22 protein-coding genes are annotated in these 22,611 nt (G+C 69.0%); 13 read left to right on the forward strand and 9 right to left on the reverse strand.

What is annotated here, in order from left to right; genetic code table 11:
- Positions 1–90 precede the first annotated feature (90 nt).
- From AL346_RS04345 to AL346_RS04360, 4 genes are read left to right on the forward strand one after another with little or no spacing between them, the layout of a single operon-like run.
- A complete protein-coding gene (locus AL346_RS04345; RefSeq protein WP_019404065.1) occupies positions 91–687 on the forward strand; it encodes an urease accessory protein UreE in 597 nt (198 codons plus the stop codon).
- Positions 638–1,378, forward strand: a complete 741-nt coding sequence (locus AL346_RS04350; protein WP_245258944.1) for an urease accessory protein UreF — start codon at positions 638–640, stop codon at positions 1,376–1,378. Before AL346_RS04345 ends, AL346_RS04350 begins: the two co-directional genes overlap by 50 nt.
- A gap of 28 nt (positions 1,379–1,406) precedes the next feature.
- Positions 1,407–2,030: an urease accessory protein UreG gene (ureG, locus tag AL346_RS04355; protein WP_019404063.1), complete on the forward strand. Its 624-nt coding sequence runs from the start codon at positions 1,407–1,409 to the stop codon at positions 2,028–2,030.
- Positions 2,031–2,086: 56 nt separating this feature from the next.
- The gene (locus tag AL346_RS04360; protein ID WP_019404062.1) at positions 2,087–2,671 is read left to right on the forward strand and encodes a HupE/UreJ family protein; all 585 of its coding nucleotides are present in this window, start codon (positions 2,087–2,089) and stop codon (positions 2,669–2,671) included.
- A gap of 28 nt (positions 2,672–2,699) precedes the next feature.
- Here AL346_RS04360 and AL346_RS04365 read toward each other — a convergent pair whose 3' ends face one another.
- The 6 genes from AL346_RS04365 to AL346_RS04390 form a co-directional block, all read right to left on the reverse strand.
- Complete coding sequence (locus AL346_RS04365; protein ID WP_053194022.1) at positions 2,700–3,704, reverse strand: aldo/keto reductase; 1,005 nt, start codon at positions 3,702–3,704, stop codon at positions 2,700–2,702.
- 107 nt (positions 3,705–3,811) lie between these two features.
- On the reverse strand, positions 3,812–5,089 hold the full coding sequence (locus tag AL346_RS04370) for a multidrug effflux MFS transporter (protein WP_019404060.1): 1,278 nt from the start codon (positions 5,087–5,089) through the stop codon (positions 3,812–3,814).
- A 489-nt stretch (positions 5,090–5,578) separates the two neighbouring features.
- Positions 5,579–6,316: a hypothetical protein gene (locus AL346_RS04375; protein WP_019404058.1), complete on the reverse strand. Its 738-nt coding sequence runs from the start codon at positions 6,314–6,316 to the stop codon at positions 5,579–5,581.
- A gap of 100 nt (positions 6,317–6,416) precedes the next feature.
- On the reverse strand, positions 6,417–7,244 hold the full coding sequence (locus AL346_RS04380; RefSeq protein ID WP_019404057.1) for a transglutaminase family protein: 828 nt from the start codon (positions 7,242–7,244) through the stop codon (positions 6,417–6,419).
- A 4-nt stretch (positions 7,245–7,248) separates the two neighbouring features.
- Complete coding sequence (locus AL346_RS04385) at positions 7,249–8,190, reverse strand: alpha-E domain-containing protein (protein ID WP_026015457.1); 942 nt, start codon at positions 8,188–8,190, stop codon at positions 7,249–7,251.
- A gap of 19 nt (positions 8,191–8,209) precedes the next feature.
- Positions 8,210–9,628, reverse strand: coding sequence for a circularly permuted type 2 ATP-grasp protein (locus tag AL346_RS04390; protein WP_019404055.1), 1,419 nt, complete (start codon positions 9,626–9,628; stop codon positions 8,210–8,212).
- A gap of 249 nt (positions 9,629–9,877) precedes the next feature.
- Here AL346_RS04390 and AL346_RS04395 point away from each other — a divergent pair, with 249 nt between their 5' ends.
- Positions 9,878–12,136: an EAL domain-containing protein gene (locus AL346_RS04395; protein ID WP_040405343.1), complete on the forward strand. Its 2,259-nt coding sequence runs from the start codon at positions 9,878–9,880 to the stop codon at positions 12,134–12,136.
- 21 nt (positions 12,137–12,157) lie between these two features.
- Here AL346_RS04395 and AL346_RS25300 read toward each other — a convergent pair whose 3' ends face one another.
- The 3 genes from AL346_RS25300 to AL346_RS04410 form a co-directional block, all read right to left on the reverse strand.
- Positions 12,158–12,364, reverse strand: coding sequence for a DUF4167 domain-containing protein (locus tag AL346_RS25300; RefSeq protein WP_019404053.1), 207 nt, complete (start codon positions 12,362–12,364; stop codon positions 12,158–12,160).
- 46 nt (positions 12,365–12,410) lie between these two features.
- A complete protein-coding gene (locus tag AL346_RS25305) occupies positions 12,411–12,611 on the reverse strand; it encodes a hypothetical protein (protein ID WP_157672273.1) in 201 nt (66 codons plus the stop codon).
- A 206-nt stretch (positions 12,612–12,817) separates the two neighbouring features.
- Positions 12,818–14,092, reverse strand: coding sequence for a hemolysin family protein (locus tag AL346_RS04410; protein WP_019404051.1), 1,275 nt, complete (start codon positions 14,090–14,092; stop codon positions 12,818–12,820).
- Between the two features lie 187 nt (positions 14,093–14,279).
- Here AL346_RS04410 and AL346_RS04415 point away from each other — a divergent pair, with 187 nt between their 5' ends.
- The 8 genes from AL346_RS04415 (at position 14,280) to AL346_RS04450 (ending at position 22,596) form a co-directional block, all read left to right on the forward strand.
- Positions 14,280–15,323, forward strand: coding sequence for a zinc-binding dehydrogenase (locus tag AL346_RS04415; RefSeq protein ID WP_019404050.1), 1,044 nt, complete (start codon positions 14,280–14,282; stop codon positions 15,321–15,323).
- Complete coding sequence (locus tag AL346_RS04420; RefSeq protein WP_019404049.1) at positions 15,320–16,669, forward strand: sugar ABC transporter substrate-binding protein; 1,350 nt, start codon at positions 15,320–15,322, stop codon at positions 16,667–16,669. The genes AL346_RS04415 and AL346_RS04420 overlap by 4 nt, the downstream gene beginning before the upstream one ends.
- Before the next feature lie 82 nt (positions 16,670–16,751).
- A complete protein-coding gene (locus tag AL346_RS04425; RefSeq protein ID WP_019404048.1) occupies positions 16,752–17,303 on the forward strand; it encodes an SIS domain-containing protein in 552 nt (183 codons plus the stop codon).
- Positions 17,304–17,310: 7 nt separating this feature from the next.
- A complete protein-coding gene (locus AL346_RS04430) occupies positions 17,311–18,252 on the forward strand; it encodes a carbohydrate ABC transporter permease (RefSeq protein WP_019404047.1) in 942 nt (313 codons plus the stop codon).
- A complete protein-coding gene (locus AL346_RS04435) occupies positions 18,252–19,073 on the forward strand; it encodes a carbohydrate ABC transporter permease (RefSeq protein WP_019404046.1) in 822 nt (273 codons plus the stop codon). Before AL346_RS04430 ends, AL346_RS04435 begins: the two co-directional genes overlap by 1 nt.
- A 10-nt stretch (positions 19,074–19,083) precedes the next feature.
- Entirely contained in the window at positions 19,084–19,983 is a 900-nt protein-coding gene (locus AL346_RS04440; protein ID WP_019404045.1) for a sugar phosphate isomerase/epimerase, read from the forward strand.
- Between the two features lie 4 nt (positions 19,984–19,987).
- Positions 19,988–20,989, forward strand: coding sequence for a sugar-binding transcriptional regulator (locus tag AL346_RS04445; RefSeq protein WP_019404044.1), 1,002 nt, complete (start codon positions 19,988–19,990; stop codon positions 20,987–20,989).
- The gene (locus AL346_RS04450) at positions 20,986–22,596 is read left to right on the forward strand and encodes an FGGY-family carbohydrate kinase (RefSeq protein ID WP_019404043.1); all 1,611 of its coding nucleotides are present in this window, start codon (positions 20,986–20,988) and stop codon (positions 22,594–22,596) included. The genes AL346_RS04445 and AL346_RS04450 overlap by 4 nt, the downstream gene beginning before the upstream one ends.
- Positions 22,597–22,611 lie beyond the last annotated feature (15 nt).

Raw genomic sequence — 22,611 nt, forward strand, 5'->3', positions numbered from 1 at the left:
GGGCACATCCGACATCGGGCAGGTTAGTAGCACAAATGCTGTTTCCTGCTACTAACGCGGGCACATCGCCCGACTGAACTGGAGAACATCATGCTCCGTGCCGCTTCCGTCGTCCGCCGCCCGGCCGTCAAGGCCGAGCGCGTCGTCGACACCGTCACCCTCGTTCATGACGACCGCCACCGCCGCCGCGTGACCCTGACCGCCGACGGCGGCCTCTCCTTCCTGCTCGACCTCGACAAGGCGACCGTGCTCGACGACGGCGACGCCCTGAAGCTCGAGGACGGGCGGCTCGTCGCCGTGCGCGCCGCGCCGGAAAAGCTCCTCGAGATCCGCGCCGAGAGACCGCTGAGGCTGCTCAAGGTCGCGTGGCATATCGGCAACCGCCACACGCCGGCCGAGATCACGGCGGACGCCATCTATATCGCCGACGACCATGTGCTCGCCGAGATGGTGCGCGGGCTCGGCTGCGCCGTCGCCAGGGTGGAACGCCCCTTCCGCCCCGAGCGCGGCGCCTACGATCACGGCGGGCACGATCACGGGCATGGTCACAGCCACGGGCCTGATCATTCCCATGGGCACGACCACGCGCATCACCATGAGCATGGCGCCTGCGGTTGCGGCCACGATCATCACGACCATGACCATCACGAGCATGGCCATCACGATCACGGGCATGACCACAGGTGAGGCGGCGCCCGCCGGCGCCTCGCCCATGCTGACCCTGATGACGTGGCTGTCGCCGGCCTTCCCGGTCGGCGCCTTCGCCTACAGCCACGGGCTCGAATGGGCGGCCGAGACCGGCGATATCCGGGATGCGGCGAGCCTCGAAGGCTGGCTCGCCGACATCCTCGCCCACGGCGCCGGCCGCAACGACGCCATCCTGCTCGCCGCGTCCCACCGGGCTGTGACGGCCCGCGACCGAGCCGCCCTCGCCGGCGTGGCGGAGCTGGCGCTCGCCCTCGCCACGAGCCGCGAGCGGCTGCTGGAGACCGTTACCCAGGGCAATGCCTTCGTGCTCACGGCCCGCAAGACCTGGCCGACGCCCGCCTTCGACCTGCTGAAGGGCGCGTGGGAGGGCGACATCGCCTATCCCGTCGCGCTCGGCGTCGCGGCGGCGGGCCACGGCCTGCCGCTCGCCATGACGCTCGAAGCCTTCCTCGCCGCCTTCACGGCCAATCTCGTCTCCGCCGCCGTGCGCCTCGGGGTCGTCGGCCAGACCGACGGACAGGCCGTGACGGCTGCGCTCGTGCCGCTCTGCCGGCAGGTGGCGGGCGAGGCCGAGGCAGCGGGCCTCGACGATCTCGGCGGCGCCGCCTTCCGCTCCGACCTCGCCTCGCTCAGGCACGAGACGCAATATACCCGCCTGTTCCGCTCGTGAACGGGCCGAGCCTCAAGGAGACGAACCCGTGCCCTCCCCCAACGGTCCCCTGCGCGTCGGCATCGGCGGCCCCGTCGGCTCCGGCAAGACGGCGCTGATGGAGGCGCTGTGCAAGCGCCTCGCCGGTACCTACGACCTCTGCGCCATCACCAATGACATCTACACGAAGGAGGACGCCGAGATCCTGACGCGCACCGGCGCCCTGCCGGCCGAGCGCATCATGGGCGTGGAGACCGGCGGCTGTCCGCACACGGCCATCCGCGAGGACGCCTCCATCAATCTCGCCGCCGTCGACGAGATGATGCGCCGCTTCCCCGGGCTCGACCTCGTGCTCATCGAATCCGGCGGCGACAATCTCGCCGCCACCTTCTCGCCCGAGCTCGCCGACATCACCATCTACGTCATCGACGTCTCGGGCGGCGAGAAGATCCCGCGCAAGGGCGGGCCCGGCATCACGCGCTCCGACCTCCTCGTCATCAACAAGATCGACCTTGCGCCCCATGTCGGCGCGAGCCTCGCCGTGATGGAGCACGACACCAGGCTCATGCGTCCGTCGCGGCCTTACGTCTTCACCAACATCCGCAGCGGGGAAGGCGTCGAGACGGTGGCGCGCTTCATCGAGCAGGCCGGCGGGCTGAAATCGGCTGCGTGAATGGCCCGACATTTGCGTGATGCGGTAGCAACAGGCAACCAACGAGGCCAGCATCCATGCCGACCAGAACCGCCCGCCTTGCCGCCCTCGGCGTCCTCGCCCTCGCCGCATCCCCGGCGCTCGCCCACACCGGAGCGGGCGCTGCCGCGAGCTTCATGGACGGTTTCCTCCATCCGCTCGGTGGCCTCGACCATGTCCTCGCCATGGTCGCCGTCGGCCTGTGGGCCGGCGTCTCGGGCGGCCGCGCGGTCTGGTCCTATCCCCTCGCCTTCCTCTCCTTCATGGTCGTCGGCGGCCTCTTCGGCATCGCCGATGTCGGCCTGCCCGCTGTCGAGACCGGCATCGCCCTGTCCGTCGTGGTGCTCGGGGCGGCGCTCGCTTTCGGCCTGAAGCTGCCGGCGGCCGCGGGCGCCGCACTTGTGGCGGCCTTCGCCGTCTTCCACGGCTATGCGCACGGGGCCGAGATGGCGGCCGGCGCCGATGCGGCTGGCTATGCCGTGGGCTTCGTCGCCGCCACGGCCCTGCTGCACGGCATCGGCATCGGGCTCTCCCCCCGCGCCGTGCCGCGCCTGCCGCTCATGGCGACGCGCGCGGCCGGCGGCGCGATCGCGCTCGCCGGCATCGGTCTGCTCGTTCTCTAGGCAGAATGCCCGATCGGGCGGCAGCGCGTCACGCGACCGGCCGCCCCTCCACCGGATAGGCCGGGTCCACATATTGCGGAATGGCCGTCGTGCCGGGTCGGACCACGGCATCGACGGCCGCTTCGTCGTCCGCGTCGAGGGAAAGGTCGAGCGCGGCGAGATAGGCCTGCCACTGCTCCATGGTGCGCGGCCCGGCGATGACGCCGGTCATCAGCGGATTGGCCAGCACCCACGCGCCGGCGAAGGCCCCCATGTCATGGCCGCGCCTCTCGCAATGGGCCTTGAGCCGCGCCGCGGCTTCGAGATTGGCGGGGTGGAACTCGGTCTCGCCCATGCGCTTGTCGCCGCTCGCGGCCCGGCTGCCCTCGGGGGCGGCGGCGCCGGGCGCATACTTGCCCGTCAGCACGCCGCGCGCGAGCGGGCTGTAGGCGACCGTGCCGATGCCCAGCGCCGCGCAGGCCGGCAGCAATTCCACCTCCGCCGGGCGGTAGAGCGCATGGTAGTAGAGCTGGCACACCACCGGCCGGTCGATGCCGATCTCGTCGCACAGCGCCGCGATGCGCGCCACGCGCCAGGCCCGATGGTTGGAGACGCCGAAATAGCGCACCTTGCCGGCCCGGATGAGGTCGGCCATCGCCCGCACGGTCTCCTCGAGCGGCGTCTCGTTGTCTTCCTTGTGCAGGTACTGGATGTCGATGGCCTCGACGCCGAGGCGCCGCAGCGAATCCTCCGTCGCCTGCATGATCCAGCGGCGGGAGAGGCCGCGCCGGTGGGGCCCCTCGCCCATCGGATTGGCGAGCTTCGTCGCCAGCACCCAGTCGAAGCGCTGCGCCCGGATGGCGCGGCCGACGATCTCCTCTGACCGGCCGTCGTTGTAGGCGTCCGCCGTATCGATGAAATTGACGCCCGCATCGCGCGCATGGGCGATGATGCGGCCCGCCTCCGCCTCGTCGGTGCGCCCGCCGAACATCATGGTGCCGAGCACGAGGCGCGACACGGTCAGGCCCGAGCGGCCGAGCCGCCGCATGGGCATCGTCTGCGTCATGGGATCATCCCGCAAGCTGTGGGGCCTGAGGGCCCGGAAAGAGGGCGCGATGAGACCATGAAAGCCCGGGGCGGACAACCCGGCAGGGCGTTGCACTATCGCGTTGCTTCGGCCTGGTGCGGATTGAACAGCCGGCCCCGTTCCGCCCACAGCACCACGGCGAGGCAGGCAAGGCCGAGGCCGAGATAGCCGCCGCACAGGGGAATGACCGTGCCGTCGAAGGTGCGGCTGATGAGGGCGCCGGTGATCGCGCTCGCAACGGTGGAATAGAAGCCGATGAAGGACGAGGCGGTGCCGGCGATGTCGCCGAGCTCGTCCATCGCCATGGCGTTGAAATTGGGCATCGTCAGGCTGAAGAGGAAATGGCTGACGGCCAGCAGGCCGACGAAGACGGAGAGCGGCGGCAGCCCGCCCGCGGCAAGGGCGATGACGAGCAGCAGGCCCGTCGTCACGCAGAAGCCGCAGAGCGCGGCATGGGACATGCGGCGCATGCCGAAGCGGCCGACGAGCCGCGAATTGAGGTAGGACGCCACACCCTGCATGACGCCGAGCAGGCCGAAGACGAGTGGAAAGCCGACGGGGCCGAGGCGGTAGCCGTCGGTCTCGAAGACCTGCGCGGCAAGGCCGATGTAGATCATGATGCAGCCCTGCATCAGCATGATCGCGCTCGCGTAGCCGAAGGACAGGCGCGAGGCGAGGATGCGGCGCACGTCGACGAGAATCGGCCTGACCGCCGCCGGCTTGCGATAGGCCGGGTTGAGGCTCTCCGGCATGCGCAGCGCGAACCAGGTGAAAACGAGGACGGCCATGGCGAACATGGCGACGACGATCATGTGCCACTCGCTCGCCGCCAGAATGGCGCTGCCGACGGCCGGCGCGATGATCGGCACCGTGATGAACAACATCATGACGAGCGACATGACGCGGGCCATCTCGCGGCCGGAATAGCGGTCGCGCACCAAGGTGACGACGAGCACGCGCGCCGCCGCCGCCCCCGTGCCCTGCACGAAGCGCGCCACGAGCAGCATGTGGAAGCCGTCGGCCATCAAAGCGAGCCCGGTGCCGGCGACATAGATGGCAAGACCCGCCATCAGCGTCGGCCGGCGGCCGACGACGTCGGCCACCGGGCCAAAGAACAGCTGCATGATGCCGAAGCCCGCCATATAGGCATAGACGACGAGTTGCAGGTCGTTGCCATCAACGACGCCGAACTCCTGCTGGATATGGCCGAAGGCCGGCAGGATGCTGTCGATCGAGAAGGCGGCAAGGCTCATCAGCAGCGCGACGAGCGCCACGAACTCGAAGAACGGCGGGTAGGCCGGCGCGAAACGTTCGCCGCCGGTCTGGGGCTGGGCTGACAGGTCGGCTCGCATGATAGATCCGTCGCATCCCCGCAGCAGGCAGGGGCGGCAATTTTCGGGATGATGACCGTTCTACCCGCGACCGACCCGCGCCGGCAAGGAAGGACGAGACCTAACTGCGGGAAAAGACATGCATGAGGGGCATGCCACCCGTCTTAATGCCGTCAAAGAGGCGCTTATGGTGCATGGGATCGGCCGCAGTCACAGCCGTCCGGTTTATGCGAAGCGTGTCCATACTGAAAAACGCTCCGGCTCCATCCTCCCCGTCATGCCGCGCTTGTCGCGGGCATCCACGCCGTAACGCCGGCACTAACTGAAACGCTTGGATGGCAACAGCAACGCGCGCGTTGCGTCTCTTTGAAGTGATGCAAGTCTTTGAAGTGACGCAAGTCGGGCAGGCTCGACTTGCTTTGGACAAGCCCGGCCAAGACGGGGAACCGTTGCGCTCCGCAGCCCTGCGCTTCGCACCACGCAAACCGATAACCACCGGTCAGGCAGCGATCACCCGATCCACGGCGGGCGCGGGATGGCGAGATGCGCCTGGCGCAGGGCTTTCGACCAGCGCTCGCGCAGGTCGCGGAAATAGGGCTCGTCGGGCGCGATGCGATAGGAGACGGCGGCCTTCAGTTCGTCGCGCCGGCAGGCGGCCACGTCGACCGGCAGGCCGACGCTCAGGTTGGAGCGCAGGGTCGAATCCATCGAGATGAGCGCGAGCTTCAGCGCGTCGAGCAGCTCGACGTCGTAGGAGATCGAGCGATCGAGGATGGGCTTGCCGTACTTGTGCTCGCCGATCTGGAAATAGGGCGTGTCCTGCGTCGCCTCGATGAAGTTACCGGCGGCATAGATTTGGAAGAGGCGCAGCCGGCGATCCTTGATCTGGCCGCCGATGAGGAAGGTCACGTCGAAGGACATGCTCTGCTGCTGCAGGGCCTCGCCGTAGGTGCCGTAGACCCGGCGGATCGCCTCGCCGACGAGCTTCGCCGCCTCGAACATGCTCTCGACGTCCATCAGCGTCTTGCGCATGCCCGCTTCCGTCTCGATGCCCTCGGTGAGCAGGGTCATGACCGATTGGGAGATCGACAGGTTACCGGCGGTGGCGAGCATGATCACGCGCTCGCCGGGCTCTTCCAGCACGGTGAGCTTGCGGAAGGTGGCGATGTTGTCGAGCCCGGCATTGGTGCGGGTGTCGCCCAGCATCACGAGCCCCTCGCGCACCAGGATGCCGACACAATAGGTCATGGCTGCGCCCGCCTTTCCCGCAAATCCCTCGCCGCCGGCCTTCGGGCGGCGACGTTGCGATAGAACGAAGCCGCGCCCGGAGGCAAGCCCGCGTCAACACTCAGCTCTGGATCTGGCGCCGGGCGTGCTCCACGCGCACGCTGACGTCGAGGCTCTCCTGACCGCCGCCATAGCGGCTGCCGAGGATCGGCGCGGCGCCGTAGTAGTCGAGCGCAGCGGCAAGCCTTACATAGGCGTCCGTCGGCGAGAGGCCGTGCGCCGGGTCGAAGCCGACCCAGCCGAGCTCGCCGACATGGGCCTCCGCCCAGGCGTGCCCCGCCTCCTGCACGACGAGCCCGTCATCGCGCAGCAGATAGCCGGACACGTAGCGCGCCGGCACGCCGAGGAAGCGCGCGGCGCTGATGAAGATATGGGCGAAGTCCTGGCAGACGCCGTGGCCGAGGGCGAGCGCCGCGCCCGCCTTCGTCGCCGTGGTCGTCGCCTCGGTGTCGAAGGCCATGCGGGCGTGGATCGTGCCCGACAAGTCGTGCAGCCCGGCGATGGGATCCCGCCTCATCGCCTCGCGCACCTCGCCGGCAAGCGCAAGGATCGCATCGTCCGGCTCGGTGAGCGTCGTCGTGCGCAGGAAGAGGCCAGGCGGGAAGCGCTCCACCGTGCCGCGCACGACGCCGGCACTGTCCTGCGTCTCCACCTCCCCGTCGACCGTCACCGAGAAGGACTGGATCGGCCCCTCGAGCGTGAAGGCATGGGTGATGTTGCCGAGCGCATCCTCCCCCGCCTTCAGCCGGCACTGGGCGTCGACATCGATGCGCCAGTGGCGCACGTGCTGGCCCTCGTGGCTGCGCGGCGTCAGGCGCAGGAGCTGGATCGCCGACTTGGCGGGCGGGGAATAGTCGTAGCGGGTGGTGTGCGACACGCGGATGCGCATGGGCTCAGCTCAGGTATTGCTCGGCGATGGCTGCGCCGAGCTCGTTGTTCTGGAAGAGGAAGCTCTGGACGAATTCATGCAGGCCCGACTGGAAGATCGTCTCGATGGACGTGTTGCTGAGACGCATGTGGACGCTGCGGGCGAGGCGCTGGCTGTTGCCCTGCCAGCCGTAGGCCGCGGAGAGCTCGTCGAGGTAGCCGCTGACATTGCGATAGCAGGCGGCGAGCGAGCGCGGCATGTCCTCCTTGAGGATGAGGAGGTCGGCCACGAGCCACGGCTTGACGCTATCGCGGTAGACCCAGCGGTAGCTTGTCAGCGCCGAGACGGAGCGCAGGATGGAGGCCCACTGGTAATAGTCGAGCCCGCCGCCGACGCGGGCATGGTCCGGCAGCAGCACATGATACTTCACGTCGAGGATGCGGGCGGTATTGTCGGCGCGCTCGGTGCACAGGCCGAGGCAGGTGAACCAGAAGGCGTCGGTGCGCAGCATGGTGCGGTGGGCCGAGCCGTCGAAGCGCAGGGCCGCCTCCTTGGCGAAGGCGAGGAAGCGCGGCAGATCGGCGAGCGAAACGCCGCGGTCGACCCAGCCCTGCATGGTCAGGTAGCTGTCGTTGATCGCCTCCCACATCTCGATGGTCAGCGCCGTGCGTTCGGCGCGGGCATTGGCGCGGGCGATCTCGAGGCAGCGCCGGATGCTGGAGGAGTTTTCCGGCGAGACGGCGAGGAAGTGGACGACCGCTTCGGGCGTCGCCTTCTCGTGCGCGGCGGCGAAGGCATCGGTGCAGCCCGCCGTGGCGAGCGCCGAATCCCACTCGCTCGTCAGCCCGCCATAGGCGGTCGGCAGCGAGGAAAGGCGATAGGCGGCATCGAGGATGCGCGCCACGCTGTCGGCCCGCTCCATGTAGCGCGCCATCCAGAAGAGATTGTCGGCCGTGCGGGAGAGCAGCGTCATCGGTCACTCGCCATCATTCGCCCAGGATCCAGGTGTCCTTCGTGCCGCCGCCCTGGCTCGAATTGACGACGAGCGAGCCTTCGACGAGCGCCACCCGCGTCAGCCCGCCGGGGACGATGCGCACCTTGTCGGCACCGGTCAGCACGAAGGGGCGCAGGTCGACGTGGCGCGGGGCGATGCCGGAGCCGACGAAGGTCGGGCAGGTGGAGAGCGCCAGCGTCGGCTGGGCGATGAAGTTGTCGGGCCGGCGCTTGAGCTTCTCGGCGAAGAGTCGCCGCGTCGCCGCATCCGCCGCCGGGCCGACGAGCATGCCGTAGCCGCCCGAGCCGTTGACCTCCTTGACGACGAGGTCCCCGAGATGATCGAGGACATAGGCGAGCGCCTCCGGCTCGCGGCAGCGCCAGGTCGGCACGTTCTGCAGGATCGGTTCTTCGCCGAGATAGAAACGCACGATCTCCGGCATGTAGCTGTAGATCGCCTTGTCGTCGGCGACGCCCGTGCCGACCGCGTTGGCGAGGCTGACGTTGCCGGCCCGATAGGCGAGCATCAGCCCCGGCACGCCGAGGACGGAATCCGGCCGGAAGACGAGCGGATCGAGGAAGTCGTCGTCGATGCGGCTGTAGATGACGTCGACCCGCTTCGGTCCCTGCGTGGTGCGCATGAAGACCATCTCGTCGCGCACGAAGAGATCGCGGCCCTCCACCAGCTCGACGCCCAGCTTGTCGGCGAGGAAGGAGTGCTCGTAATAGGCGCTGTTGTAGGGCCCCGGCGTCAGCAGCACCACGCACGGCTCCTCACCGCGCCGCGGCGTGATGGAGTGGAGCGTCGCGAGCAGTTCGTCCGGATACCCGTCGACCGGCGCGATGCTCTGGCGGGCGAATAATTCCGGGAAGAGCCGGATCATCGCCTCCCGGTTCTCGAGCATGTAGGAGACGCCGGAGGGCGTGCGCGCATTGTCCTCGAGTACGTAGAACGTATCGGCGTCGACGCGCACGACGTCGATGCCCGCGATCGCAACGTAGATGTCGCCGACGAGGCGCAGCTGCGCCATTTCGGGCCGGAAGTAGGGATTGCAGAGGATGAGCTCTTCGGGGACGACACCCGCGCGCACGATCTCGCGATTGCCGTAGACGTCCTTCAGGAAGGCGTTGAGCGCCTTCACCCGCTGCTCGAGCCCGAGCGAGAGCTTGCGCCATTCCTCGCCCGCGATGACGCGGGGGATGATGTCGAAGGGGATGAGCCGCTCCTGCGCCGCCTGCTCGCCGTAGACGGCGAAGGTGATGCCGATGCGGCGGAACAGGAGCTCCGCCTCCTTGCGCCGCTGGTCGAGGAGGTCCGAAGGGGCGTCGTCGAGCCACCGCTTCAGCGCCGCATAGCAGGGCCTGCACCCTTCCCCGAAGCCGCCCATCTCGTCGAAGGCTCTCGGCTTCATGTGTCCTCCCGCAGCAACTCACCTGGTGGAGCCTATCAAATTGTGTGCCACTTCACCCGAAGAAAGCCGATGCGCGGCGGCAACCGCCACATAGCCGCCCAATAGATGGGCAGACTGGTCATGGATTGGCCGGAAGCGTGCCCTCTCGGGAGCCATTCCGCCGGGCCAGCGGGACCTGAGGCAATCTATTGTCGGCGGGCATCAAGATTCTATGATTGATTGATTCGTTAAATGCACGCGGGTCTTCACATGCTGCCATACCCGATCGCAGGGGATGAGGAGGCCCGCCTACATTCCCTCGAGGTGCTGGGCATCGTCGGCACCCCCACCGGGCCGGATTTCGATGCCGTGGTACGGCTGGCTGCATCCTTCTTCAGTTGCCCGATCAGCGTGATCTCCTTCCTCGAGAAGGACAGGCAGTGGTTCAAGGCCCGGCACGGGCTCGACATCGAGGAGACGCCGCGGCGCTACGCCTTCTGCAACTATGCCCTCGTCGAGAACGGCGTCTTCGTCATCAAGGACACGCACGCAGACCCGCGCTTCCACGACAACCCGTTCGTCCAGGGGCCGCCCCATGCGCGCTTCTATGCCGGCTGCCCGCTGCGCAGCGACAGCGGCCACCAGCTCGGCACATTGTGCCTGCTCGACACGAAGCCGAGAAGCTTCGGCGTGGACGAGGCCCGTATCCTGACCGAATTCGGCCAGGTGGTGGAGGGGCTGATCCGCGCCCACGCCAATGCGGTCAAGCTCGCCCTTTCGGAGGCGAACGCCCGGCGCCAGAGCGAAGCGCTCGCCCGCCGGAACAGGCTGCTCGCGCAGACGGAGCACCTCGCCTCCATCGGCGGGTGGGAGTACGACGCCGCGACCGGCGAGGTCATCTGGTCGGACGAAGTCTATCGCCTGCACGGCCTCGAGGTCGGCAGCCGTCTCGACATCGACGAGGTGGTCGAGCGGTACGGGCCGGAGGCCGGCGCGGCCATGCGCCGCCAGCTGGAGCTCACCGCGACGACGGGCAGTCCCTATTCATTCGAGGCCGACCTCGTCACCGGCTCCGGCGAGCGGCGCACCGTGCGCGCCATCGGCGAGCGCCTGGTGGGCGGCGACGATGGCCACGTCCGCGTCGTCGGGGTCGTCCAGGACGTGACCCGCGAGATCGAAGCCACCCAGGCCCTGTGGCGGGCGGCCCACCTCGACGGCCTGACCGGCGTCGCCAACCGCGCCGCATTCAAGACCCATCTCGAGGCGGTGGTGGACAGAGCGACCTCCGGCGGCGGACGCGTCTCGCTCCTGCTGCTCGACCTCGACGGCTTCAAGGAGATCAACGACACCTGTGGCCACCACGTCGGCGACAGGGTGCTGATCGCGGTCGCCGAGCGGCTCGGGCAACTCTGCAGGGGCCGGGACATGTTCCTCGCCCGCCTCGGCGGCGACGAATTCGCCGTCATCTTCGACGAGAACGGCCAGGCGAGCGGAGCCGAACGGATGGCCGCCCGCATCGTCGCCGCGGTCCGCAAGCCCATTCGCATCGGCAACGACCGTCACTACGTGACGACGACCGTCGGCCTTGCCGCCTATCCCGATGACGCCGCCACGGCAGACGGGCTGCTGAAATGCGCGGACGTTGCCCTCTACACCGCCAAGCGGCGCGAGCGTGGCGCGGTCGGCACCTACGCGCCGGAGGTCGCATCGCTGTTCGACGAGCGGCGCCTCGCCATCGAGACGGTGCGCAAGGCCCTCGCCAGCAACCGGCTGCTGCCGTTCTACCAGCCCATCGTGAAGCTGCGGAACGGCCAGCTCACCGGCTACGAGGCGCTCGTGCGCATCCGCGGGCGCGACGGCGTGCTCATGTCGCCGCAGGCCTTTTCCCACGCCTTCGCCGACCAGGACAGCGCGCGGCGCATCGGCGAGCGCGTTCTCAGCCTGGTGACCACCCATCTCGCCGAGCTGCGTGCGGAAGGTTTCGAGGGGCCGATCGTCATCGGCGTCAATGCGAGCGCGGCGGAGTTCGCCGGCGGTGATTTCGCCGAGCGCTTCCTGCACCAGCTGCGCGAGCACGACATCCCGCCCTCCTGGATCAAGCTCGAAGTCACCGAGACGGTGCTGATGGGCGAGCAGGCACGCAACGTGCGCCTCGCGGTCGAGGAATTGAGCGATGCCGGCGTGCCGATCGCGCTCGACGATTTCGGCACGGGCTATTCGTCCCTGACGCACCTTCGGGATTTCCCGATCGACTGCATTAAGATCGACCGCTCGTTCGTGGCCGGTATCGGCCGGGAGGCGGAAAGCCCCGCCATCATCCGCGCGCTCATCGAGCTCGCGCACAATCTCGGCCTGACGGTCATTGCGGAGGGTGTGGAGACGGACGTGCAGCTCGAGTTCCTGCGCGCCATCGGCTGCGATGCGGCGCAGGGCTTCCGCTTCAGCAAGGCCGGGCCGTTCGACATGCTGCGCTCGCAGCTGCGCAAGCAGGATCAACTCGCCCTGCAATATCCTGCACGCCTGCGCTGACGAGGGGCCGGCACGGCCCGGCTACGGTTCGTTCCGTCCCTTGCTCATACGCAGGTAGTGCTCGGCATATTGATAGAAACGTTCGGCTTCGATGCGGTGTCCGCTGCGCTCTTCGTCGCGGGCAAGCGCGAGATAGCGCTCGTAGGCGCGGCGCGCCTCGGTGCCGGTCGGCTGCCGGCCCGCTTGACGCGGGCGGACAGCCTGAGGTTGGTGTTGGTTCATGGTCATGACCGTGAAGCCGGCCTCGCCGGCTCCGGTTGCATTCGCACCCGGCTCAGCCGAGCACGTCGGCGACGATGGCGCGCAGTTCGCCGCGCGACAGGCCGCAGGGTTCGGGATGCCAGATCGGCTCCTGTGCCCGGCGCAGCATCGCCACGCCCGGCCGATGGGATGTCCCGGGCCGCTGAGCCTGCCCCGAGGCCGCGACATGCGGCACCGGGCGCACCCGAACGGCCACGCTCTTCAAGTTTTTCATTGTACTCACGATATCTCTGCCGCGGTCACGCCACGGCAATGTCCTTCTTGTTCTGGGTAAACGGGCATCGGGGGTGCGGTTCAGACGCAGCCCCAAGATCAGTTATCCTCCCGGCCCTTCCGCGCATCCCGCGCATCAGGGTCCTGCCCGAGATCCGGATATGGGAGCGCAATGCGGCGCTTTCAAGTCGCCGCAACCGTCGCGTGTCACTGGAGCCGGCTGACGAGCACCTTGTCGATGCGCCGGCCGTCGAGGTCAACCACCTCGTATTTCCACGGGCCGAGCTCGAAACACTCGCCTACGTCCGGCAGATGGTTGAGCCTGTTGAGCACGAGGCCGGCCACCGTCTCGAAATCGCCGTCCCGCTCGACCGGCACGCCGATCTTGTCCGCGAACTCGTCGATCGGCATCCAGCCCGAGACGAGGAAGGAGCCGTCCTCGCGCACCACGTAGGGCGCCTCCTCCTCGCCCTCCTCCTGGAAGGCGCCGGTGATGGCCTCCAGCACGTCCGCCGAGGTGATGATGCCTTCGAAATGGCCGTACTCGTCATAGACGAGCGCCATGTGCACGGTCGACGCGCGCATCGCCTGCAGGACATCGAGGGCGCGCGCATTGTCGGCGACGATCGGGACCTCCTGGATGAGGCTGCGGATGTCGGGCGCGTCGGTGGCGAGGAGCGGGACGAGATCCTTCACGGCCACGATGCCGACGATGGCGTCGGGCTCTTCGTCGCGCACCGGCAGGCGCGAGCGGCGCGTCATCCGCACCTGCGCCCTGATCGTCTCGATGTCGTCGGACAGATCGAGCAGCTCCACGTCGCGCCGCGGCGTCATCAGCGCCTTGGCCGCACGATCGGCGAAGCGCATCACGCCGGCGATCATGTCGCGCTCCTCGCTTTCGAGCACGCCCGCCTGCTCCGCCTCGGCGATGACGCTCTTCAATTCCTCCTCGGTCACCTTCTCCTTCGGCCGGCCACGCTGGCCGAGGAGACGCAGGACGAGGCCACCCGACGTGTCGAGCAGCCACACGAGCGGCGCGGCGAGACGCGACAGCAGCGCCATGGCCGGCGCCACGCGCACGGCGATCCGCTCCGGATGGCGCAGGGCGATCTGCTTGGGCACGAGCTCGCCGACGATGAGCGAGAGATAGGTGATCGCGACGACGACCACGCCGACGCCAACCGCATCCGCCGCCCCGCGCGACCAGCCGAAGTCCTCGAGGACGTTCGCCAGCCGCACGCCGAGCGTCGCGCCCGAGAAAGCGCCCGACAGGATGCCGACGAGCGTGATACCGATCTGGACCGTCGACAGGAAGCGTCCCGGCGTCTGGGCGAGGGCGAGCGCCACGCCCGCCGCCGTCGCCCCCTGGTCGTGGAGAACGCGCAGCCGCGCCGGACGCGCCGAGACGATGGCGAGCTCCGACATGGCCAGCAGGCCGTTGAGGACCGTCAGCGCAAGAACGAGGGCAAGCTCGAGTAACAAGAAAAAACTCCTTGCTGCCCGCACGCAACCGTTGGCGGCGACTTCCTTTCATATGTGGACCGCAGCCGCTGCTTGCGCCAGCCCGTTTCTGCATCCATGCCGCACGGCCATCGATACGATTGTAAAGATCGATTTACATCTGTATAACCGAGTCGCATTCGGAACGGGCGACCAACGGGGCGACCATATGGGCAAGGCTCTTTTCCTCCACGGCGCGCACGATGCACGGGTCGCCCCCTTCAACCTGCGCGAGGGGCAGCCGGGCGAGGCGCTGCTCGAGGTGGCGGCCGTCGGCCTGTGCGGCAGCGACCTGCACTACTACAAGGACGGCGGCATCGGCTCGGCCAAGATCCTCGCGCCTTTCGTCCCGGGTCACGAATTTGCCGGCTATCTTGCCGAGGACCTGCCGGCACGCGGTCTTGCCCGCGGCGACCTCGTCGCCGTCGACCCCAATCACGCCTGCGGCCACTGCGACCATTGCCGCTCGGGCCATCCCAACCTGTGCCCCAACGTCGAGTTCATCGGCGCCCCACCCTTCAACGGCGCCATGACCGAGCGCATCTGGGTGCCGGAAGACCTGATCGTGCCGCTCGCCCATCGCTTCACGCCCGAAGAGGCGGTGATGCTGGAGCCGCTCGGCGTCGCCATCCATGCGGTAGACCTCGCCAAGCCGCGGCTTCTGGAGCGGGTGGCGCTCGTCGGCTGCGGCCCCATCGGCCTTCTCATCCTGCAGGTGCTCAAGGCGGCGGGCGCTGGGGAGATTCTCGCCGTCGACCCGCAGGCGCACCGCCGCGACCTCGCCACGAAGCTCGGCGCGACGCGCACGGGCGCCTCGGTCGCCGAGATCCGCGACTGGACGAAGGGCGAGGGCTGCCCGCTCGTGGTGGAAGCCACCAATGCGCCCGAAGGCTTCCGCGATGCCGTGCTCGCCGCCCGCATCGGCGGGCGCGTCGTCCTCGTCGGCATCCCGGACGGGGACACCTACACGCTGCCGGCCGCCGAGGCGCGCCGGCGCGGCCTCAAGATCAAGTTCGCCCGGCGGATGGGGGAGGTCTATCCGCGGGCCATCGAACTCGTCGCGACCGGCAAGGTCGACGTGAACGCGCTGGTCAGCCACCGCTTCACGCTGGACGAGGCGCCGGAGGCCTTCCGCCTGCACGCTGAGGACGCCCCCGGCATGGTCAAGAGCATCATTATTCCGAACGACAATAATCAGGGGAGACGCTCATGAGACTGTTCACGCATGCAGCGGTCGGTGCGCTCGCGCTCGCCGCCGCGGCCGTCTGCGCGCCGGCCGAGGCGCAGGACTGGTCGCTCGAGAAGGCGGCCGAGCCGCTCAAGGGTGCGGAGATCAACGTGGTCTTTCTCGACCGCCCCGGCTATCGCGCCATCATCCAGCTGTTGCCGGAGTTCGAGAAGAAGACGGGCATCAAGGTCAATTACGAGATCGTGCCCTACGAGAGCTCGCGCGAGAAGCAGGTCCTCAACTTCAGCTCCAACGGCGACCTCACCATCGCGCTCGTCGACCTCGTCTGGATCGGCGAATTCGCCGAGAACGGCTGGATCGTGCCGGTAGAGAAATTCACCAGCGATCCCGCGGTCACCGATCCCAAGCTCAACCTCGACGGCTTCTTTCCGCTGCTGCTCGACGCCTTCGGCTCCTGGGGCGGCAAGGTCTATGGCCTGCCCTTCGACAACTATTCGGGCCTCCTCTTCTACAACCAGTGCATGCTGAAGGAGGCCGGCTTCGACAAGCCGCCGGAAACCTGGCAGGAGCTCTACGAGACCTACGCGCCGAAGCTCACCGACAAGGCGAAGAACCAGTTCGCCTTCGCACTGCAGTCGCGCCGCGGCGAGACGCAGTCCGCCGACAGCTTCATGCGCGTGCTGTGGCCCTTCGGCGGCTCGCTGCTCGACAAGGAATTCAAGTCGAACCTCCTGAGCGAGGAGAGCCAGGCCGGCCTCAAGTTCCGCCAGGACCTGATGCAGTACATGCCGCCGGGCATCGTCTCCTATGACCATGCCGAGGCGGTCAATGCCCTCGCCCAGGGCCAAGTCGCCATGATCACCGAATGGTCGGCCTTCTATTCGACGCTCATCGATCCGGCGACGTCGAAGATCGTCGACTGCCTCGCCGTCGCGCCCGAGCCTTCCGGCCCCGCCGGCCGCCTGCCGGCCCTCGGCGGCTTCTCGCTCGCCGTCGCCGCCCAGGCGCCGGAGAAGGAGCAGAAGGCCTCGTGGCTCTTCATCCAGTGGGCGACCTCGGAGGACATCGCCCGCGCCTATGTGGAGGCCGGCGGCGTCTCCGGCCGCAAGAGCATCTACGAGGATGCCGACATCAAGGCGAAGTACAAGTTCGTCGAGCCGATGGTCGCCTCCTGGCAGAAGGGCGTGCCGGAGTTCCGTCCGCGCTTCCCCGCCTGGCCGGCCATCTCCGAGATCGTTGCCGAGTGGGGCACCAAGATGATGCTCGGCGAGGTGTCCACCGAGCAGGGCGCCAAGGAGATCGGCACCCGCATGGAGGACATCCTCGCCAAGGAAGGCTACTACGACGGCAAGAAGGCGCTGCTGCAGTAACGAGACGCTCCGGCCGGCCCGGGCGAGCCCCGTGCCGGCCGGCATCGTTCCAGTTCGTGACAGCATCGGCGGAGCCTCTTCCATGCCCTCGCTCTATCAACGCGCGCTCGACGAGCTCGGCGCCGTCTTTGCCCGCATCGACGAACAGGCCGTCGATGCCGCGGTCGAGCGCATCGCCGCGGCAAGACGCATCGCCCTCTACGGCGTCGGCCGGGAAGGCCTGCAGATCAAGGGCTTCGCCATGCGCCTCTTCCACCTCGGCCGCGCGGCCGCGGTGGTGGGCGACATGACGACGCCGCCGCTCGCAGAAGGCGATCTGCTCATCGTCTCGGCCGGGCCGGGCGCATTCTCGACGGTTCTCGCGCTCATGGGCGAAGCGCGGAAGGCGGGCGCCGCCTGCCTCCTCGTCACCGCGCAGCCGGGCGGCGAGGCGGCGAAACAGGCCGACACGGTCCTGGCCATCCCCGCCCAGACCATGGCCGATGACAGGGGGCCCGCCTCCTCCGTCCTGCCCATGGGCTCGCTCTACGAGGGCGCGCAGTACATCCTCTTCGAGGTGATGATCCTCAAGCTCAAGGATAAGCTCGGCGTGAGCGCCGAGGCCATGCGCGCCAACCACACCAATCTGGAATAGGGACGGGATGAGCGTCGAGGGACAGGCACTGGCACAGGAAGCGGCCCGGGCAAGGCCCGCCCGCAGGCGCCGGCTCGAGCACGGCCGCTGGACGCCGCTCTTCTTCCTCGCCCCGGCTGTGGTGACGCTGCTCGCGATCGGCCTCTACCCGATGCTGTTCGCGCTCGTCACCTCCTTCCGCCGCTACAATCTCACCCGGGCGCGCGAGGGCTTCCCCTTCGTCGGCTTCGAGAACTACGGGCGCGTGCTGAGCGACCAGACCTTCTGGGACACGCTCCTGCTGACGGGCCGGTTCTTCCTGACCGTCATGCCGATCCAGGTGGCGCTCGGCCTCCTCATCGCCCTGATGCTGCACCGGCCGGGCTGGGGCTTCATGCGCTCGCTCGCGCGCGTCTCGCTCGTCGTGCCGCTCGCCACCACCTATGCCGTCGTCGGCCTCCTCGGCAACCTCATCTTCAACCGCAACTTCGGCGTCGCCAACCAGTTCCTGTCCTGGTTCGGCTTCGCGCCCTTCGACTGGCTCGGCAACCCGAGCGGGGCCTTCGCCGCCATCGTCATCATGGACGTGTGGCAGTGGACGCCGTTCTGCGCCCTCATCTTCCTGTCGGGGCTCTCCATGGTGCCGGTCGACATCGAGGAGGCGGCGCGGCTGGAAACGAAGAGCCATTGGGCGCTCCTGCGCCACGTGCAGCTGCCCTATCTCCTGCCCGGCCTCACGGCCATGCTCATCCTGCGCTCGGCGGACGTGCTGAAGCTCTTCGACATGATCTTCACCATGACGCGCGGCGGGCCGGGCACGGCGACCGAGCTCATCTCCATCTACATCCAGCGCGTCGGCTTCCGCGTGTTCGACCTCGGCGCAGCCTCCGCCCAGGCGATCCTGCTGCTCCTGTTCACGATCCTTCTGAGCCGGCTCTACATCCGCATCTTCTACCGGGAGATCCAGTGATGGTGTCCCGCCCCGCGGCACGCTTTGCGCATCTTGCCGGCCTCGTGCTGGTCTTCGCCTTCGCGATGTTCCCGTTCTACTGGATGGTCTCGTCCAGCTTCAAGGACCAGGCGGACCTGCTCGCCTCGCCGCCCATGTGGCTGTTCGAGCCGACCATCAAGCACTACGCCGAGATCTGGGCTGACCAGAAGGTGACAGCGGCCATCGTCAACTCGCTCATCGTCGCCGTCTCGACGACGGCGCTCGCCGTCCTCCTCGGCACGCCGGCGGCCTATGCGCTGGCCCGCTTCGAGTTCCGCGGCAAGTCCGACCTGTGGTTCTGGTTCATCTCCAACCGCATGATCAGCCCGATCGTGCTCGCCCTGCCGGTCTATCTCCTCGCCCAGTCGCTCGGCCTGCTCGACACGCACCTCGTCCTCATCCTCATCTATCTCACCTTCAACCTGCCGATCGTGGTGTGGATCTGCACGGACCAGTTCCGCTCGATCCCGCCCGAGCTGGAGCAGGCGGCGCGGCTCGAGGGGGCGAAGCAGTTCGACGTCTTCTGGCGCATCTACCTGCCGCTCGGCCTGCCGGGCGTCGCGGTGTCGGCCATCTTCAGCTTCATCTTCTCGTGGAACGAGCTGCTCTATGCGCTGGTGCTCACCCGCCGCAACGTGCAGACGGCGCCGGTGGCGGCGACGAGCTTCATGTCCGGCTACGAGCTGCCCTGGGGCAAGATCATGGCGACCGGCACGGTCATCGTCCTGCCGGTCACCATCTTCGCCCTCATCGTCTCGCGCCACATGATCCGCGGCCTCACCATGGGCGCGACCAAATAGGGAGGCGGCGATGGCGCTCGGCATCAATCTCTCCTTCTGCGTCAAGCGCTGGGTGACGCCCGCGCTCTGGGCCCGCCTCGTGCGCGAGGACCTCGGCCTCGGCCTCGTGCAGCTCTCGTTCGACCTCGTCGATCCGCTGTGGCCGGACGAGGTGCTGGACAAGGCGGCCACGGACCTGCGCCAGGCCTGCGCCGAGCACGGCATCACCGTGCACAGCGGCTTCATCGGCCTCGCCCACTACACCTTCAACCAGCTGCTCCACCCCGAGCCCGGCGTGCGCGATGCGGCCGAGTACTGGCTCACCCGCGCCTATGCCTTCTGCGGCAAGGCCGGCATCCGCGCCGCGGGCGGCCCCCTCGGCGCCATCGCCGCCCGGCCCGACGCCGTGGAAGCGAAGGAGATTCCGGCCGCTGACTATGTCGACCTCACCGCCCGCCTGAAACGCCTTGCCGAGAAGGCGCAGAGCCAAGGCCTCACCGAGCTCTACATCGAGCCGACGCCGCTCCGGCGCGAATGGCCGTGGACGCCCGCGCAGGCGCGGCGCCTATCCGACGACCTCGCCGGCTCCGCCGTCCCCTGGCGCTACTGCCTCGACTGGGGCCACGCCATCCTCTCGCCGCCCTACGCGCCCGAGGAGGCGCGCGTCGAACCGTGGCTCGAGGCGATCGGCCGCGAGACCGGCGCCATCCACATCCAGCAGAGCGACGGCCGCCTCGACCGCCACTGGGACTTCACCGAGCGCGGCATCGTCGATCCGGAGGCTATCGCGGCGACGCTCGCACGTTTCGGGCTTGCCGACCGGCCCGTCTTCCTCGAAGTCTTCTACCCGTTCGAGGAGACCGATGCCGCGGTGCTCGACCGGGTCCGCCGCTCGGTCGCGGTGCTCGCGCCGGTGCTCGGTGGGGAATGACGCGATGAACGATCCCGTTGCGGGCACCACCATGACCGACCCGCCGCGCGCCGCCCAGCGCAGCGCCGGCGACGAGGTCGCGGCCCGCGTGGTCTGGTACTACTACGTCGGCAATCTGACCCAGCAGGAGATCGGCGACCGGCTCGGCCTCACGCGCCTGCGCGTCAACAAGATCATCGGCCAGGCGCGGGTGGACGGCTCGGTGCGCATCGAGGTGCGCCTGCCGCTCGCCTCCTGCGTCGCCTTGGAAGAGGAACTCGCCGCCCGCTACGGCCTCGCCGAGGTGGCGGTGGTGCCGGCCGTGCCCGGCTACGAGGATCAGCAGCGCGTCATCGGCGAGGCCGCCGGCGCCATGCTGAGCCGCCTGATGGGGGACGGCCAGTCGATTGGCATCGGCTGGGGGCGCACGTTGAGCGCCAGCGTCGCAACGCTCGGGCCGCGGCGCCTGCCCGCGAGCCGCGTCGTGTCGCTCATGGGCGGGCTCACGCGCGGGTCCGGCACCAACACTTTCGAGGTGGCGACGCGCCTCGCCGAGGCCATCGGCGGCGAATGCCACTATCTCGCTGCACCCATCTATTGCCCGAGCGAGCACAGCCGCAACGACCTCCTCACCCACTACGGCCTCGCCGACGTGATGCGCCGGGCGCGCGCCGTCGACGTCGCCCTCGTCTCCTGCGGCGACGTCTCGAGCCATTCGCTGCTCGCCACCACCCAGACCGTGCGCCAGCACCAGGAGGCGCTCGAGGCCGCCGGCACCATCGGCGACCTGCTCGGCACCTTCCTCGACGCGCGCGGGCGGCCCATCGCCCACCGCCTCAACCAGTGCGTCATGGCCCTCTCGCCCCAGGAGTTGAAGGCCGTCTCGCGCTCCATCCTCGCCTCGGGCGGGCTCAACAAGGCGCCGGTCGTGCACGCCATCCTGTCGGGCGGCTACGTCAACCGCCTCGTCACCGACGAGGACTGCGCCCGCGCCATCCTCGCCATGCCGCTGGAGAAGGCGTCATGACGTCGCCCCCGCCGAAGCTGCTTCTCGCCGTCGACGTCGGCACCCTGTCGGCCCGCGCCGGCCTGTTCGACCTCGCCGGCCACCTCCTCGCCACCGCCGCACGGGAATTCCCCCTGCTGCGGCCGGCGGAGCATCACGCCGTCTATCGCATGGACGACATCTGGGCGGCGGTCGAGGAGGCGATCCGGGCCTGCCTTGCTGCTGCCGGCGCGGATGCGGCCGGGCGCGTCGCCGCTCTCGCCTTCGATGCCACCTCCTCCCTCGCGCTCTCGTACGAAGGGCCGCCGCCGCTCGCCGGCGAGGCGGACGTGTTCTGCTGGATGGACCACCGCGGCGAGGCGGAAGCCGAGGAGATCGGCGCAAGCGGCGACCGGCTCCTCGCCTATACCGGCAGCTCCATGTCGCCGGAGATGCACACGCCGAAGCTCGCCTGGCTGGCGCGGCGCGACCCGCAGGCCTTCGCCCGCGTCACCGGCGCGCGAGACCTGTGCGACGAGCTCGCCCGCCGGGCCACCGGCGAGGACCATCACTCGCTCTGCGGCCTCGCCTGCAAATGGGCCTACCTGCCGGCTGATGCCGAGCCCTGGCGGCACGAACTCCTCGCGCGCCTGGGCCTCGGCCGCCTGCCGCAGCTCGGCGCGCTCGCGGCCCCGCCGCTGCCTGTCGGCCACCGGCACGGCCGGGTGACGGAGGCCGTCGCCGCGCGGCTCGGCCTGCCCGCGGGCATCCCCGTCGCCGTCGGCCTCATCGACGCCGAGGCCGGCACGCTCGGCGTCCTCGGCCGCGGCTTTGCCGGCAACATGAACCGCACGGTGGCGCTCATCGGCGGCACCTCCACCTGCTACATGGCCTTCGCGCCCGACGAGCGCCGCATATCCGGCGTGTGGGGCCCGTTCAGGGACGCGATCTTCCCCGGCTACTGGATGCACGAGGCCGGCCAGTCGCTCGCCGGCGCGGCGCTCGACGCCGTGCTCGCCCACCATCCCGGCGGGCCGCGGCGCGCCTCGGCCGACGAGCATGCGGCCGCGGTCCGCGACATCCTCGCCCTTCTCGAAGCGGAGGGGCCGGCCTTCGCCGCGCGCCGGCATCTCGTGCCCGACTTCCTCGGCAACCGCGCGCCGCTCGGCGACGGCAGCGTGCGCGCCATCCTCGTCGGCGTCGGCGAGGACATGAGCCGACGCGCCTTCCTCGAAACCTACTACGCCACGGCCCGCGCGCTCGCCCTGCAGGCCCGGCATATCATCGAGCACCTCAACGCCCACGGCTATGCGCTCGATCGCGTCGCCCTCTCCGGCGGACACCTGCGCAACCCGCTCATGGTGCGGCTGTATCGTGACGCGCTCGGCGATGCCGCGCTCGTCCTCAGCGACAGCGCCGAGCCGGTGCTGCTCGGCACGGCCATGGTCGCCGCCGTCGGCGCCGGCCTGCAGCCGGATCTCTTCGCCGCGCTCGACGCCATGGCCCCGGCGCAGGAGAGCCTTGCCCCGGACCCGCGCTGGCGCGCCGCGCACGAGGCCGCCTACGGCGTCTATCTGAAGCTGTTCGCCTTCCGCAACGACATCGAGCGGGAGGCGAAGGCTCTTGCCGCCTCCGGCCAGGACAGATGAAAGGAGCCCGCCCGA

Origin of the sequence: Chelatococcus sp. CO-6 (assembly GCF_001271345.1) — a bacterium.
Lineage (GTDB): Bacteria > Pseudomonadota > Alphaproteobacteria > Rhizobiales > Beijerinckiaceae > Chelatococcus_A > Chelatococcus_A caeni.